At 69.4% G+C, this 14,948-nt stretch carries 13 protein-coding genes; 4 read left to right on the forward strand and 9 right to left on the reverse strand.

The window, feature by feature from the left end; genetic code table 11:
- Positions 1 to 24: 24 nt before the first annotated feature.
- Positions 25 to 435 (reverse strand): DUF5684 domain-containing protein, encoded by a 411-nt coding sequence (locus ACUWEX_RS08825; protein WP_445995984.1) that lies wholly within the window; start codon positions 433 to 435, stop codon positions 25 to 27.
- 212 nt (positions 436 to 647) lie between these two features.
- Here ACUWEX_RS08825 and ACUWEX_RS08830 point away from each other — a divergent pair, with 212 nt between their 5' ends.
- A complete protein-coding gene (locus ACUWEX_RS08830) occupies positions 648 to 2,564 on the forward strand; it encodes a hypothetical protein (protein WP_445995985.1) in 1,917 nt (638 codons plus the stop codon).
- 538 nt (positions 2,565 to 3,102) lie between these two features.
- Here the strand turns inward: ACUWEX_RS08830 and ACUWEX_RS08835 are convergent.
- Entirely contained in the window at positions 3,103 to 3,495 is a 393-nt protein-coding gene (locus tag ACUWEX_RS08835; protein WP_445995986.1) for a VOC family protein, read from the reverse strand.
- An 88-nt stretch (positions 3,496 to 3,583) separates the two neighbouring features.
- Between ACUWEX_RS08835 and ACUWEX_RS08840 the strand changes: the two genes are divergently transcribed.
- On the forward strand, positions 3,584 to 4,306 hold the full coding sequence (locus ACUWEX_RS08840; RefSeq protein ID WP_445995987.1) for a DNA-3-methyladenine glycosylase I: 723 nt from the start codon (positions 3,584 to 3,586) through the stop codon (positions 4,304 to 4,306).
- 9 nt (positions 4,307 to 4,315) lie between these two features.
- Positions 4,316 to 6,184, forward strand: a complete 1,869-nt coding sequence (locus tag ACUWEX_RS08845; protein ID WP_445995988.1) for a DUF2207 domain-containing protein — start codon at positions 4,316 to 4,318, stop codon at positions 6,182 to 6,184.
- A 25-nt stretch (positions 6,185 to 6,209) separates the two neighbouring features.
- Here ACUWEX_RS08845 and ACUWEX_RS08850 read toward each other — a convergent pair whose 3' ends face one another.
- Positions 6,210 to 7,202: an aldo/keto reductase gene (locus ACUWEX_RS08850; protein ID WP_445995989.1), complete on the reverse strand. Its 993-nt coding sequence runs from the start codon at positions 7,200 to 7,202 to the stop codon at positions 6,210 to 6,212.
- A complete protein-coding gene (locus tag ACUWEX_RS08855) occupies positions 7,199 to 7,621 on the reverse strand; it encodes a MerR family transcriptional regulator (RefSeq protein WP_445995990.1) in 423 nt (140 codons plus the stop codon). The genes ACUWEX_RS08850 and ACUWEX_RS08855 overlap by 4 nt, the downstream gene beginning before the upstream one ends.
- A gap of 221 nt (positions 7,622 to 7,842) precedes the next feature.
- Between ACUWEX_RS08855 and ACUWEX_RS08860 the strand changes: the two genes are divergently transcribed.
- On the forward strand, positions 7,843 to 9,066 hold the full coding sequence (locus ACUWEX_RS08860) for a hypothetical protein (protein ID WP_445995991.1): 1,224 nt from the start codon (positions 7,843 to 7,845) through the stop codon (positions 9,064 to 9,066).
- A 136-nt stretch (positions 9,067 to 9,202) separates the two neighbouring features.
- Here ACUWEX_RS08860 and ACUWEX_RS08865 read toward each other — a convergent pair whose 3' ends face one another.
- The 5 genes from ACUWEX_RS08865 to ACUWEX_RS08885 all read right to left on the reverse strand — a co-directional run bounded on the left by ACUWEX_RS08865 (position 9,203) and on the right by ACUWEX_RS08885 (position 14,930).
- Positions 9,203 to 10,015 (reverse strand): phosphate ABC transporter ATP-binding protein, encoded by an 813-nt coding sequence (locus ACUWEX_RS08865; protein WP_077053894.1) that lies wholly within the window; start codon positions 10,013 to 10,015, stop codon positions 9,203 to 9,205.
- Positions 10,016 to 10,532: 517 nt separating this feature from the next.
- A complete protein-coding gene (locus ACUWEX_RS08870; protein ID WP_445995992.1) occupies positions 10,533 to 11,594 on the reverse strand; it encodes a sortase in 1,062 nt (353 codons plus the stop codon).
- Positions 11,591 to 12,556: a hypothetical protein gene (locus ACUWEX_RS08875; protein ID WP_445995993.1), complete on the reverse strand. Its 966-nt coding sequence runs from the start codon at positions 12,554 to 12,556 to the stop codon at positions 11,591 to 11,593. Before ACUWEX_RS08875 ends, ACUWEX_RS08870 begins: the two co-directional genes overlap by 4 nt.
- A 1-nt stretch (position 12,557) precedes the next feature.
- Positions 12,558 to 13,706, reverse strand: a complete 1,149-nt coding sequence (locus tag ACUWEX_RS08880) for a hypothetical protein (RefSeq protein WP_445995994.1) — start codon at positions 13,704 to 13,706, stop codon at positions 12,558 to 12,560.
- A gap of 165 nt (positions 13,707 to 13,871) precedes the next feature.
- Positions 13,872 to 14,930, reverse strand: coding sequence for a hypothetical protein (locus ACUWEX_RS08885; RefSeq protein ID WP_445995995.1), 1,059 nt, complete (start codon positions 14,928 to 14,930; stop codon positions 13,872 to 13,874).
- Positions 14,931 to 14,948: the final 18 nt, after the last annotated feature.

The raw sequence follows: 14,948 nt of genomic DNA on the forward strand, positions 1-14,948 counted from the left end.
GGCGGTTGAGCGACCGCAGGGCGGTTACGCCACCGCGGGGCGCTGGTTGCCGCGCGGCACACCCTGGTACTGCGACTTGCCGTATCCGAGGATCAGGAAGCCGATGATGAAGAACAACCACAGGCCGACGACGCCGAACACGGCCGAACGACGGAAAGCCGCGGCGATGTCGAGAGCCACGAGGATGTGGATGACGATGTTGACGATCGGGATGAAGTAGAGGATCGTCCACCATCCGGGGCGGTTGGCCACCTTCACCAACGTGTAGATGTTGAAGATCGGGATGAGGGCGGCCCATCCGGGCCGACCGGCTTTCACGAACACCGGCCACAACGCCACCACCATGAGCACGTAGCTGATGAGGCCGCTGGCGCTGTAGAAGGTGGAGATCGCTCCGACCTGGTCGGAGTCGTAGGTCGTCATGAGTTCGAACACGGCTGGATTTCCCCTCGGAATATGGATCGTCGCGCTCGCGACGTCTCATGTTACTGGTGAGGATGCTTCACAAATAGGGGTTTCATCACCCTCGCTCGCGCTTGGTTAATTAGGTAAGGCTGCCCTAATGTAGGTATGCCTAACAACCTCTCCCGCGACATCCCCCCGCCTGCCCAGGCGGTATTCGTCGCGCCCGAAACGAAAGATCCTTTGTGAACACAGCACATCGAGGGTGGCTCGCAGCACCCCTCGCGGGAGCGCTCCTGCTCGTCCCGCTTCTCACCCCGGCGGCGGCCACCGCCGAGACCACCTCTCCCGCGGCCGTGACCTCGGCATCGTTGACCCGCACCGCGAGCATCGCGCTCGGTCAACAGGCTCGCGACATCGCCATCGACAGCGTGCGCGGGCGGGTCATCGCTCCGAGCGACCGCGGCGCCGGCACGCCCGGACTCGTGCAATGGACCACGGAGGGGGCTTTCGCGAGCGCCCCGACGAGCGTGGAGGTCTCGCCCGAGCCGTCGCTGGTCGACGTCGACGAGCGCACGGGCCTGATCTACAGCGCCACGTATCGCGGAGGCATCCTCGACATCGTGGACCCGGCGAGCGCCACCGTGGTCGACCGGATCACGGGTCTTCCCTCCACGCCGTCGGTGCTGACCATCGACAGTGCCGCGCGCAAGGCCTATATCGCCACGAGCACCGTGACCGTGGTGGATCTCGACACCAAAGCCGTGACAACCACCGCCATCTCGGCCGAGAAGTACCCGCTGCTGAAGGACATGCAGCTGGATGCCGCGACGGGCGTGCTCTGGATCGCCGAGGGCCGCGCGGGCGTCGTCACCGCCCTCGACCTCGCGACCGGGGCCTGGAAAAGTGACGTGCAGATCCCCATCAGCGCGTTCACCTTCGACGGCACGGCCGTGTCGGGCCGCCCCACCCAGCTCGCCGTCGACGAGGCGCTCGTGCACCTCTATGTGACGGTCGAGCCGAAGATCGGCGACGCGTTCTCCCGCGCGAAGATGCTGACCGTGGATACCCGCACGGGGAAGATCCTCGGCTCCCCCGTCGAACTCGGCACGACCGTGCGCGAGATCGCGGTCAACGCGACGACGCACGAGGTCTCGGCCGTCAACGGCTACGACAACACCCTGAGCGTCGTCGACCCGGCCACGTGGACCGTCGGTGCCACGCTCGACTTCACGGCCGAGGGTGTCACCTCGGGCACGGGCGTCGGTGCGGCGAATGTGTGGGGCCTGGCCCTCAACGCGTCGACCGGCGCGGCCTATGTGTCTCACCCCTACAGCGGTTCGAGCGTGAGTGCGACGACGAGCGCCGTGTCGCAGGTGACCCGCTCGGGCGCCATCCCCGTCGTGACCGCGCTGTCGCCCGCCCCCGGTCAGGGCGCCGACACCGATCCGACACCCGAACCGGGCGGCCCGGTGACCAACCAGGTGTTCGGCGGGCCCGCGGCGCCCGAGCTGGGGGCCGCGGCATCCGGTGCCGTTTTCACCCGCGACAACACCCTGTCGTGGAATGTGTCGAACTATGCGACCGATTGGCCCGCCACGGTGTTCGGCGACGGGGTGAGCCTCGCCGCGGACAACGTGTTCACGTTTGCGGGCGGGCGCGGGTGGACCGTCGACAGCTCGGGTGAAAGCGAGATCGTGTGGCCCGGTGCGGTCGAGTACCGGCAGTACAAGACGCTGGCCCCGGATGTGTTCACGACGTTCGCGAACCCGGTATTGCGCGTGGATGCGACGGGCACCGGAACCCTGTCGTTCGATGTGGCGTGGGGCGAGTCGGCGACGAGCGTGTCCCCCGGTTATCGGCGCGTGGTCGTGGCGACCTTCCCCGCCGGGGACCGTAGCGCCGTGGATGCGGCGCGCACCCTCGTGGTCTCTCCCGACTATGCGGGTCGCGCCTATCTGAAGCCCGCGCAGCCCGGCCGCGTCTACCCGGACAGCTTCCCGGCCGAGTTCGTCGACTACATGACGGACGGCCTGCGCGGCTGGTGGATCGCGAGCGGCGCCGGCGGTGACGCCCGGAAGGCCCCGAACCCGGTGCGCATCGGTTTTGCGGTGACGACGGATGCGGCGGGTCCCGAGGTCGAGACGCCGGGGACGGGGTGAGCCCGGCGATCCTGGGACCGGGGAACCTGGGACCGGGGAACCTGGGACCGGGGAACCTGGGACCGGGGAACCTGGGACCGGGGAGCCTGGGACGGATGAGCCCGCAACCGGTGACCCGGAGGGCGGGGAGACCGGGGAGCCCGGGACGGGGACACCCGGGACCGATGAGCCCTCGACCCCCGACGGCGCCGTTGTTGCGGGCGGGGGCGCGGTTCTCCTGCCGCCGACCTCGGAGCGCGCCAGTCAGGGCACGGCCGAATTGTCGACGACCGGTTCGGATGTCGCTTCGGCCGCGCTTGCCGGAACCCTGCTGCTCAGTGCCGCCCTGATCGTGACGATCGCGCGCCGACGCCGGAGCCTCGCTGCGCCGCAGTCTCGGATGGACCGCTAGCTCTCGGAGCGGTCGGTGTTCGGGCCTCTCGTCGACCTCGGTCGGCGGGGGGCCCGGGCACGTGGTCCCTCGAATGTCCTGGGCCGGCGGTCGTCGCCCGTGGTGGCGGTGGCGGTCGTGGTGGCAGTCGTGGTGGTGGGGCGGCGCTTACCGGTCGGCTTTGATGACCGAGAGCACGTTGCCGGCGGGGTCGCGGAACCAGGCGATGTCGGGCCCGAAACCTTTTGCCACGCCGCGCTCGTCGGTGCGGACGCCGGACAATTCGTCGTCGGCATAGATCTTCGTCACGACCCCGAGGTCGTTGAGCTCGGTGACCGCGCGATCGACATCGCTGACGGCGAAGTTCAACACCGTGAAGTCGGCGGGCACATGCGTGGGTTTGGGATAGATGACGTGCTCGCCCCCACCCGGCAGCGTCACCATGAGTGTGCGCATCTCGGTGCGTTCGACCGTGAGGCCGAGGATGTCTCGATAGAACGTCTCGGCGGCTTCGATGTCGTCGACGCTGAAGCCGCTGAAGGCCGCCTCCGTTGTGAACATGGGTTCTCCCTCGCTCGGGTTGTTCCTGGTTATCCACAGATTGGCACTCACCGGTGGGGATGTCGAGGGTTCGCCCTAGGCTCGAAACATGCCTTCCGCCGAATCCTCCCCCGCCCCGTCCACCCCTCCCGCCAGCTCCGCGCGAGCCGGTGTCGTTGCGGGTGAAGACGGCCTGCTCCGGCCCTACTGGGCGTCGGTCGATCCGCTCATGCGCGAGTACTACGACACCGAGTGGGGCATGCCGGTGCGTGACGAGCGCGGGCTCTACGAGCGGTTGACGCTCGAGGCGTTCCAGTCCGGCCTGTCGTGGGCGACGATCCTGCGCAAACGGCCGGGCTTTCGGGCGGCGTTCGACGATTTCGACCCCGACGTGGTCGCGCGTTATGACGAGCGGGATGTCGAGCGCCTCATGCACGACGCAGCCATCGTGCGCAACCGCCTGAAGATCCTGGCGGCGATCACCAATGCCCGGGCCACCATCGCATTGCGCGAGGAGGGCGGGCTCGTCGACTTCGTCTGGTCGTTCCAGCCTGCCGAGACTCCCCGCCCGGCCACCATGGCCGAGGTGCCCACGACGTCGGCCGAGTCGATCGCCCTGTCGAAGGCGCTCAAGAAGAAAGGGTTCGCGTTCGTCGGCCCCACCACCATGCACGCGCTCATGGAGGCTGTCGGCATCGTCGACACCCACCTGGTCGACTCCCACCGTCGAGGGAGCTCCGGTGTCTGGCTCCCGGCGTCTGGCTCCCCCGCGAGGGGGAAATCTCGGCATGAGAGCGCGGCAACCCGGGACACCAACGGCATCGCGACCTAGGCTGACACCGTGAGACGACGACGTGAAACCGGTTTCCGTGCCCGCCTGACGGCCCTCATCGCCGTGACCGCCGGAGGTGTGCTCGCTCTGGCGGGCGCGACGTCGGCCATGGCCGGCAGCCTCCACGCGTCCGACGACGACGACAACGTCTCGAACTTCACGTTCTCGCAGTTCGACGCCCGGTACCTCGTCAACCGCGACTCCGACGGCTATTCCACCCTCGATGCCACCGAGACCTTCGTCGCCGAATTCCCCGACTTCGATCAAAACAAAGGCATCATCCGAGCAATCCCCGAGACCTACGAGGGCGTGCCGCTCGACACGACCGTCGAGTCCGTCGTCGACGAGAGCGGGCAGGACGTGCCCTACGAGCTCGACAACGACGACGGCTTCATCACCCTCGCGCTCGGCACCGACGACTATGTGCGCGGCGAGCAGACCTACGTGATCCACTACACGCAGAAGAACGTGGTCGGCACGTTCGAAGACACCGACGCCGACGAGTTCTACTGGGATATGCCGGGCACCGGGTTCGCGCAACCGTTCGCCGAGGCATCCGCGACCGTCGAGATCGCTCCCGGGCTCGTCGACAGCCTCACGGGCAACAGCGCCTGCTACGTCGGCCGCCAAGGTTCGACCGACGACTGCGCGCTCACCGAACAGGCGACGGGCAGCGGCACGAGCTTCACGATCGCACCCCAGGAGCTTCAGCCGTCGAACACCTTCACGGTGGCAATCGGCTTCGACAAGGGCACGTTCACGCAGCCCGTTCGCCCGGCCACGCTGCCCGCGTTCACGGTCGTGCCCGGCGTCGTCGGCGGGCTCGGCCTCGTGGCGACGGGCATCGCCGGTCTTCTGCGCCGACGCAGCACGCGCGACCACCCGGGGCGCGGCACGATCATCCCGCAGTACAGCGAGCCCGAAGACCTCGACCTCTACACCGCCAGCAACCTGATCGGCAAAGAATCGAAGGCCACATCGGCCCAGATCATCCGCCTGGCCGTGCGGCGCAACCTGCGGATCATCCAAGACGAGGGCGCGCAGAACGAACACGGCAAGGGCGACGGCTTCCTCGTCGAATACATCGGTCCAAAAGGGGCGACCGAGACCGATCTCGCGACGCTGCGCATCTTGTTCGGGCACGAGCTCGTGCCCGGGGCGATCCGTGACCTCGGCGCCAAGAGCGAAACGCTCACGGCCGCGCTCAACACGCAGCAGTCGAAGGCCGGCTCGAAGGCGAAGGCCGCCGGCTATCGTCGCCGCGCCAACGTAGCGGGGGCAGCGTTCCTGCGCATCATCGCCGGACTGGTCGCCGTCGCGGGCGTCGTCATCATGATCGCCGCCATCCCGAGCTACGGCAGCAACGCGTGGACCGTCATCGGCGGGTTCGGCGGTGTCGCCCTCTTCATCCTGACCTGCGTGCTCACCTCCCCGCGCGAAGCGCTCACGGCCGAGGGTGCCGAACGGCGCGACTACCTGCTCGGCATGAAGGAGTACCTGACACTTGCCGAGGCCGACCGGTTCCGCGTGCTGCAGAGCCCGCAGGGCGCCGAGCGCGTCGACGTGGGCGACAACCGGCAGGTGCTCAAGGTCTACGAGAAGCTGTTGCCCTATGCCGTGCTGTGGGACGTCGAAGAGGACTGGGCCGACGCGCTCAGCGCCTACTACGCCCAGGCCGGCTACGCACCCGATTGGTACGCCTCGAACGCCGGATTCAACGCCGCCCTGTTCCACGCCAACATCGCCAGCATGAGCGCCACGTCCGTCGCCGCATCGACGCCCTGGTCCTCATCGGGAGGCAGCAGCTCATCCGGCGGCTCCATGGGCGGAGGCTTCGCCGGAGGTGGCGGGGGCGGCGGAGGCGGAGGCGGGCGCTAGGCCCACGCCTCCACCCCGCGCCGGGCTAGCGGTAGGTCGAAGCCATACCCGCGGCGTCGTAACGGGTGCCGACCGCCGCACCGCGCGGCGCGACATCCTCGATGGACTGCAGCTCCTCCGGCGACAACACGATCTCCGCGGCCTCGGCGTTCTCCTCGAGGAACGTGCGACGCTTCGTGCCCGGAATCGGCACCACGTTCTGCGCGAACAACCACGCCAGAGCCAACTGCGACGGCGTTACATCCTTCGACTCGGCCAGCTCGGTCAAGCGGTCGACCACCCGCAGGTTGCCCTGGATGTTCTCCTCGCTGAAACGCGGCAGGTTCTTGCGGAAGTCGTCGTCGGGGAAGTCGGCGACACTGCGGATCTGGCCCGACAGGAAACCGCGGCCGAGCGGCGAATAGGCGACGAAACCGATGCCCAGCTCGCGCACCGTGTCGAGCACGCCATTCGCCTCGGGCTCACGCTCGAACAACGAATACTCGGTCTGAATCGCCGTGATGGGGTGCACCGCGTGGGCGCGACGGATCGTGTCGGGCGCCGCCTCGGACAGGCCGATGTAACGCACCTTGCCCTCGGCCACGAACTCCGCCATGGCACCCACCGTGTCCTCGATGGGAACGTTGGGGTCGACACGGTGCAGGTAGTAGAGGTCGATGACATCCGTGTTCAGGTGCTTCAGCGAACGCTCGAGAGCCGTGCGCGCATACTCGGGCGAACCGTTGAGGGCGCGGCGCTCGGGGCCGTTCTCCCCCACCACCACCTCGCTGCCGAACTTCGTGGCGATCTGGATCTCGTCGCGGCGCGAACCCAACGCATTGGCGATGAGCTGCTCGTTGAGGAACGGGCCATAGATCTCGGCCGTATCGATGAACGTGACGCCCAGGTCGACGGCGCGGTTCAGGGTGGCGACCGACTCGACGTCGTCGCGCGGCCCATAGAACGCGCTCATCCCCATGGCGCCGAAACCCTCGACGGGAACGATGAGCCCCTGGCTTCCCAGTGCAACAGTCTTCATGCGTGATCTACTTTCTCTCGATAGAACGCGATCTTGCGTTCGATGGCGGCGAGGTGATTCTGAACCTCCCGCAGTTCGTGGAGCACCCGCAGGCGGTGGCCCTCTAACATCTCGAGCCGCTCGGACTCGTTGGCGGCCACCCGCGACAGCGCGACGAAACGCCGGATGTCGCGAATCGGCATGCCCGTGCGCCGCAACATCACGAGGCTCCCGATCCAGCGCAGGTCGGCCGCGAAATAACGGCGCTGGCCCGACACCGATCGCTCGGGCGACGCGAGCGTCAAACCCTCCTTCTCGTAATAGCGGAGGGTGTCGATGCTGAGCCCCGTGCGGGCGGCGACCTGGCCGATCGTCAAACCGTCGGCGGGGATGTCGGCGTCGAGGTCGGCCGCGGGTGGGGCCAGTTCAGTTGTGCTCACCGGTCCAGCTTGCTCCCTGGAGTGCACTCCAGGTCAAGCCGGGGTCGAAGATTCCCGGGTGGCACTCAGAGGAGGGCGCCCGCAGTCGGTGCACGGGGGCACGGTCGGCGCGTAGCCCGTCTACTGGGGGTAGGCCGCGGCAGGCCTCGGCGGAGCGTCCAACCTAGGCTGGGAGGCGGGCACCACGAGGGTGCGGCGGCACGACGACGGAGGGGGCCCGCATGAACGACGAGCCGGCCTCAGCATCGAACGTCGCCCCCGCTCGACCCCTCACGCTGCGCGCGCCGACCGAGCAGGCATCCGATTTCGACCGCTTCGTCGCGGCTCTCACCGAGCTGCGACTGCCCGCCCGCGTGACCGACGAGGTGAACGGCAACGGCACCGGATTCGTGCACGGCACCATCCTCGTGTCCGAGGACGACGAGCCGTTGCAGGCCGTGGCCGACGGCGTGACGCTGTCGTGGCGCCCGGTCTCGGCGACGACCGTCAAGATCGCGCTCGCCACGGCGCTGAGCGGCACCGTCTCCTTCGACGAGGTGGAGTACCACCTGGGCGACGACAGCGACGACAGCGACGAGCGGACCTGCCCACCCGCCACAGGCGTGCTCGAGAACTTCGCCTGGTGGACGCCCGAGTTCGGCGAGATCGGCGGCATTCTCGCCCGTCGCGCCGGGCAGCCGCTGCATCTCGTGCGCGACGGCGACACGGGGCTTTTCGCGCCCACCGGCTCGGCCGACGACGTCTTCGAGTCGGGCGTCTGGGCGGCCGCCGGCTCCGTGGCGATGTGGCATCAGGGTGGCAGCCGTGTGGCCGCCATCGGCGTGAAGCGGGATGTCCTGCTGCACACGTGGGATCAGAACTGGCGCCGCCTCGACCCGGTGCCACATCTGCGCGACGCCGACGGGCTCACCGTCTCGGACTACCTCGACCGGCTCGACGACACCGACCTCGACGCCGCCGACTGGTCGGACGCGCTGCGCCTCGATGCCGACCGCGCCCAGCAGTTGCGCATCCTGTTCCGTCGGGACGAGAGCGACGAGCGCACCTTCGCGCGCCTGGCGGAGATCCTTCAGGCTCCGCCGACCCTCGCCGACGTGGCCGACGGGCGGGTCACCATCGACGAGCTACCCGACGCGACGGTCGCCCAGCCATCCTCGACCTGGTCCACCATTCGCCGCGCCATGAGCGAGGAACTCTCGGGTGATCGCTCGTCGCCCGCGGCCCCGCAACCGCCCACCGGATGGGTGGGGCACCGACAACGGCGATCCGGGGCCTACCTGGCCGTCGCCGCCCTCATCTTCGTGGCGCTCACTGCCGTGCTCGTGACGAAAGTCGCGACGAGCAGCACGGACACCGCGTGGATTCAAGGTCTGCTTCTCGTGGCGCTCATCGCGGACGTCGTCTGGCCGCGACGGCGGGATCCCGGCGACAAGAACGCCGCCTGACCGGCGCGGCGTCCGGCGCAGGGGCCGGCGCGGTGTCGGGCGCAGGGGCCGGCCGGATGCGATCTTCAGTCGTGACCGCGCCCGCACCCGCCCTGTCCCCCGCGCCTGGACGCAAACCGCGGCCACGCATCCGGGTTTATCCGAAGCGACCGTTGACGTAGTCAAACGTGCGGGAGTCGAGCGGGCTGTCGAACATGGCCTCGGTGTCGCCGTGTTCGACGATGGCGCCCGGCTGGCCCTGCGTCGCGAGGAAGAACGCGCACTGGCCCGACACGCGCTGCGCCTGCTGCATGTTGTGCGTGACGATGACGATGGTGACGTCGTTGACGAGCTCGAGCATGGTCTCTTCGATGACGCGCGTCGACGTGGGGTCGAGAGCCGAACAGGGCTCGTCCATGAGCAGCACGCGGGGCTTCACGGCGAGGGAACGCGCGATACAGAGACGCTGCTGCTGGCCACCCGAGAGGCCGCCGCCGGGCGCGCGCAGACGATCGCGAACCTCCTTCCAGAGACCCGCCTTCGTGAGGCAGCTTTCGACCAGATAGTCGCGTTCGTCACGGCTCGACCGCGTGCCCGTGAGCGTGAGGCCCGCGATGACGTTGTCGTAGATCGACATGGCCGGGAACGGGTTGGGCTTCTGGAAGACCATGCCGATGCTCTTGCGGGCATCGACGAGGCGCCGTCCGGTGTCGTAGATGTCCTCGCCGTCGATGAGCACCTCGCCCGCGAGGCTGGCCGACGGGATGAGCTCGTGCATGCGGTTGAGGATGCGCAGGAACGTGGACTTGCCGCATCCGGACGGGCCGATGAGTGCCGTCACGACACCCGCGGGCATCGTGAGGGACACCCGGTCGAGCACCTGGTGGTCGCCGAACCAGGCCGAGATGTTGCGGGCGTCGAGTTCGGCGAGGGGTGCCCGGGCGGGGTCGAGACCCGCGAAGGGGTGCAGGGCCACCTGCTCGAAACCGGCCGGGATGGGCGGGGCGCCGGGCGTCGCGGAGGCCGGAGCGTAGGCAGGTGTGAAGCCCGGAGCGGATGCCGGGGCCGCAGCGTGGGGCGCCGTCAGCGTGGCCGACGGACCCCCGAACGGCGTGTTGGTGAGGAACGGGTTGGACGCGTCGTAGGAGGCCGGATGCACGGTCGTGACCGAGTCCACACCGGAGGCGTAGGGCGCCGAACCCGTGGGCTGAGGAGCGAAGGGCGAACCGGACTGCGTCCCGGGCTGTGCCGCGGAGGCTGACCCGAAGGATTCGGCGGAGGCTGCGGCGGCAGGCGCCACGGGCACGGACTGCTGAGCGCCGGGCTGGTGGGCGGTGCTCTGCGGGGCGACGGGATGCGGGGCGACGGGAGCTGCGACATCCGCCGACCGTGCTCGCCGCGAACGGCTCGTGCGGGTGGGGAGGATCTCGGTGCGCTGCTGGTCGGGCGTGTTGTCTGTCATGCGTTTCTCTCTCGGGTCGAACTCGTCAGAGGAGGTTGGGAAGAAGGCGGGTCACCTGGTCGGCGACGAGGAGGCCACCGAGCACGAAGAGCGGCGCGGCCACCACCCAGGTCTTGCGGGCGCCCAGGCGGCGGAACGACCACACGGCGCCCAGCGAGATCGCCAGGAAGAACTGGCCCGCGAAGACGAGGGCCCACACGGTGGACGTGTCGGTGGCCAGTTCTTTGTGACTGGGCGGCAGTGAGATCGCCGTGGTCTGGCGTTTTCCGGCGGGCTGCGCATCGCCCACGAGCTGCGCGTCGACGCGGACGACACCCGACGGGACGAAGGCCGCCCCGCGCGCGGTCTCGAGGATGAGTCGGCTCTGGCCGGCGGCGGGCGGCGCGGGGGCGGGGTCGCCCGCGTAACGGGTGCCGATGACCTCGAAGACGTTGGCGCCCTGGCCGGTCACGACCGTGATGCGGTCGCCCGGCGCGAGCCGCTGGATGCCGCCGAACGGGCCGCCATAGGAGCTGGCGCGGCCCATGACGACGCTGATGCCCTGCTGACCGGGCAACACGGTGTCGCGGCGGTGGCCGGGCCCCGACTGCAGCACACCCGACGAGGAACCCTCGGCGATGACCTCGCTCAGGCCGAGCGCCGGGATGTCGATGCGGGCGACGGGCGCCCCGTCGGCGAGCAGGGCGCCATCGGAGTCGCCCTCGGAGACGGGCGCGACCGACGTCGAGAGTTGCACGCGGAAGGCATCCTGTAGCTTCTGCTGGTTCACCTGGTGCTGCAGGTGACTCAGGATCATGAGGTTGATCGCGAAGCCGAGGAGCAGCGCCGCGAGCATCGACAGGGCCCCGCGGGCGATCGCCTGGTTGCGGCTGAGCGGCGCGAGCTGGCGCGGCGGGCGCGGGGCGCGACGCGGGGGCTTCGGCGGGCGGGGCGGACGCGCCGAGCGGGGAGGCTTCGGCGCACGACCGGCAGCGGCTCCCGATCGCTCGTGGATGTCGTCACCGGCGCCCAGCGGTCCGCCCGGGCCGATCAGCAGATCGGTGCGCGGGGCTTCGATGGCGTCGGGGCGCTCTTCGGCGATGGTCATGCGAACTTCTTCTCCGCGACGGTGGTGGTGACGTAGCCGACGATGCGCCAGGCGGCGAGGCCGAGCAGGGCGAACAGCACGAGGCCCATGAGGTAGAGCGGCGGGATGACGACCATGGCGTCGCGCTGCACCTTCTTGGTGTCGACACCGTCGATCTGCGCGGGCGGCGTGATGGTCGCGTGCGCGTTGACGATGCCCCACTGACCGGCGCCGGGCACGACGGCCGAGACGATGCGCTTCTCCCCCGGCTTCAGGCCCGTGACGGTGACCGTGCCGCTTCCGCCCAGGCGGTTGCCGAACGGCCCGCCCAGCCAGAAGTCGGCCGACAGGTCGATGGTGCTCTTCGAGGCGTTGCGCACGCCGACCTTCACGTCGACCTCGCCCGTGAAGGGGTTGAGCGACGGGATATACGACGTCGAGATGCCGCCCGCGAACAGGCCGCCGCCGAGGTCGACCTCGTCGGCCGCGGTCACGGGGTCGGTGCTGGTGGGGGCGGTCGATCCGGGCAGATCGGATGTCGCACCGCCCGTTCCGCCCGAGCCCGAGCCTGACGAGCCGCCGCCGAAGCCACCGGCGCCGTCGCCCGTTCCCGTGCCGAGGCCGCCGTCACCCGAGGTGCCCTCGCCTCCCGTGTTGCCGGGAGCGTTGGTCGCGGGGGGCTGCGTGGGCGCGGGCAGGTCGATCTGCAGGCCGATGCCGCTGCCCGGGCTGGGCGTCGGGGTCGGTGCCGACAGCGCGCGCAGGCTCGTGATCGACGGCGTTACCGAGGATGCTGCCGTCGCGGACACTGCCGTCGCGGACGCTGCGGTCGCGGCGGTCGCCGACACCGCCGGAGCGACGAGCAGCGCCGTCGCCAGCCCGGCGGCCGAGAGCGACACGGTCAGGCGCCGCGTCAGCGCGCCGCTCGTGCGGGTGCGGGTGCGAGAGAGACGACGAGAGGTCGAGGTCAGGGGCGTGCGCATCTCAGCGGCGTCCTTCCGGGTGGAGCGGGCTGGCGGGCGGACCCGCGGTGGTCGAGGCGGCGGGCGGAGTAGCCGAGGCTGAAGCGGGCACGTCGCCGCGCTCGGCCTCGGCCTTCCGACGCGCCTCTTCTTCGGTGTAGGCGATCCACGCGGCGGCATTCTTTGCGTCACTGCGTCGGCGCCAGCGCAGCCACAGCCACACGAGCAGCGCGATCGCAGCGAGCACCAGCAGCCAGATGGGCCAGGCGATGGTGACGGTGTCACGACTGGTCGCGGGCAGGGGGCCGGGGTTCAAAGCATCCGCATCGATGACGGCCGCGAGCTTCACGTAAGGGTTGAGATAGGCGTACTGCCCGACACCCGTCACGTCGACCGTGACCGTGCGGGTCGAACCCGGCAGCATCTCGGTGAGTTCCTGTCGCTTCACCTCGCCGAGGGTCATGCCGAAGAGGCCGTTGACTCCTATGACGAGGTTCGCCCCGAGGGCCACGTTGCCCGCGTTCTTGAGCGTGAAGGTGAGGGTGGTGCTGCCGTCGAAGGGGTTGATCGAGGGGTTGTAGTGCGCCTCGAGCGACGAGATCGTCAGCGCGGGCTGCAGGTCACCGGGCACGCGCACGTAGACGCGGGTGGCGACGCGGCGGTCGACGAGCACCTGGCCCTCGGCGGATTGCACCGAGATGACGATGCCGGCAGCGTGGTCTCCGGGGCGGGCGTCGGCGGGGACGTCGACCGTGAACGGGACGACCTGAGACGCACCGGGGTCGAGCGGGATGCTCATGTTCTTCTGGCCGCCCTCGAAGGTGACCCAGTTGCCGGCGTCGGTGACCGCGGCATCCGTGTCGAGCAGGCCGTAGGAGCCGTCCTCGGTGTTGTAGGCGTCGGTCGCGAACACCTGCATGGTCTGCGGCGTCGTGCCGGTGTTGCGCACGAGGTAGGAGTCTTCGAGGTGCTGACCCGGGGATGCCTGGTAGCTGAAACGTGAGCGGTCGTCTTGACCCTGCCCGTCGGAGGGCGTTCCGGAAATGCCGTCGGTGTCGTCGGCGTGAGCTGAGACGGCCCCCGTCGACAGCGAACCGCCCAGCAGCGCGAGCAGCAAAACGATCGTGGAGGCGGCGCGTGACGTGCGTCGGCTACGGGCAAAAATGGGCACAGTACATTCGTCCAAACGGAGTTGGCCCCGGTCTGGCCAAATGTTGAACCAGACGTTAACGGCCACGGGCCGGAGGCTACAGGGTGCCCCCAGTGCGGGGGCGGAGGTGCAGGGAACGCAGGTGCGGGGGCGGCTCCGAAGAACCGCCCCCGCACCCCGGTGGGGCTACTTCGAGACGAGCGTGAGCGTCATCTTCGAGGTGTAGGTTCCCGCGGGCTTGTCACTCGGGGCGACGAACGTGAGCTCGCCTCCCAGCGTGAGGTTGGCCACGGCGGTGCCGGCTGCGCTCGTCGCGAAGGCGGCGGGGTAGACCGACGAACCGGCCTTCTGCTCGGCGCCCAGCGAGATGCCGGCGGGGGCTGCGACCGACGCGGACGGCTTGAGGCCGAGCTGCTTCTTGTCGATCGTGGCGTTGGCGGCGGCGTTGGTGAAGTCCGCGACCGTGGCCGTGAGGTCCCAGCCGGGCTTCGACGCCGCGCGGGCGTCGGCCACCGTGAAGGCGGGCAGGGTGCCCGTGGCGGTCGAGACACCGTCGACGACCGTCGCGTTGCCGATGGTCGCCTTGGCGCCGGCGGGAACGTTCAGGCTGAGGGCGCCATCGGTCGGGGCCGGAACGACGGCCTCGAGGTCGATGTCACCGGTCTGGGCGCCGGCCGGCGGCTCGGTGGGGGTCGTGGTGCCCGTGGGCTCCTGGACCGTCCAGTTGCCGGTTCCCTTTTCGACCGTGATGGGAGCGTAGAACACACCCGACTTGGCGAGGGCGACACCGTTGTAGATGAGGCACGCCATGCCGAGCGAGTACTCGCCACCGTTGGCCTTGACCTGGCTGGCCGATCCGAGGATCTGGCCGCTCAGCTTCGCCGGGAACTGCTGGACTTCCTTGTTGCTGCCGGGGATGAAGCCACCGTCGGCGTAGGCGGTCCAGGCGCTGATGGTGCGCTCCTGGCCACGCGGCGCGATGAACGTGCGGGTGGACTCGGTGTCGGGCGAGCACTGGAAGCGGCCGTAGGCGTCGGTGGCGGAACCGACACCGATGAGCTCGGCATCCCAGTCGTGGACGGTGCCGGCGGGGAAACGCGTCTCTTCACCGGCGTCGTAGATGTAGACCTCGGCATCGGAGCCGTTGAGTCCGGGTGCAGCCGAAGCTGCCGTGACCGAAGCTCCGATGAGCGATGCGGCCATGACGCCCACCGCGGCGACGCGGATGGCGGTTTTGTTCAACATGATTGCCTTTCTGGGCAG

Source organism: Okibacterium fritillariae (assembly GCF_052783725.1).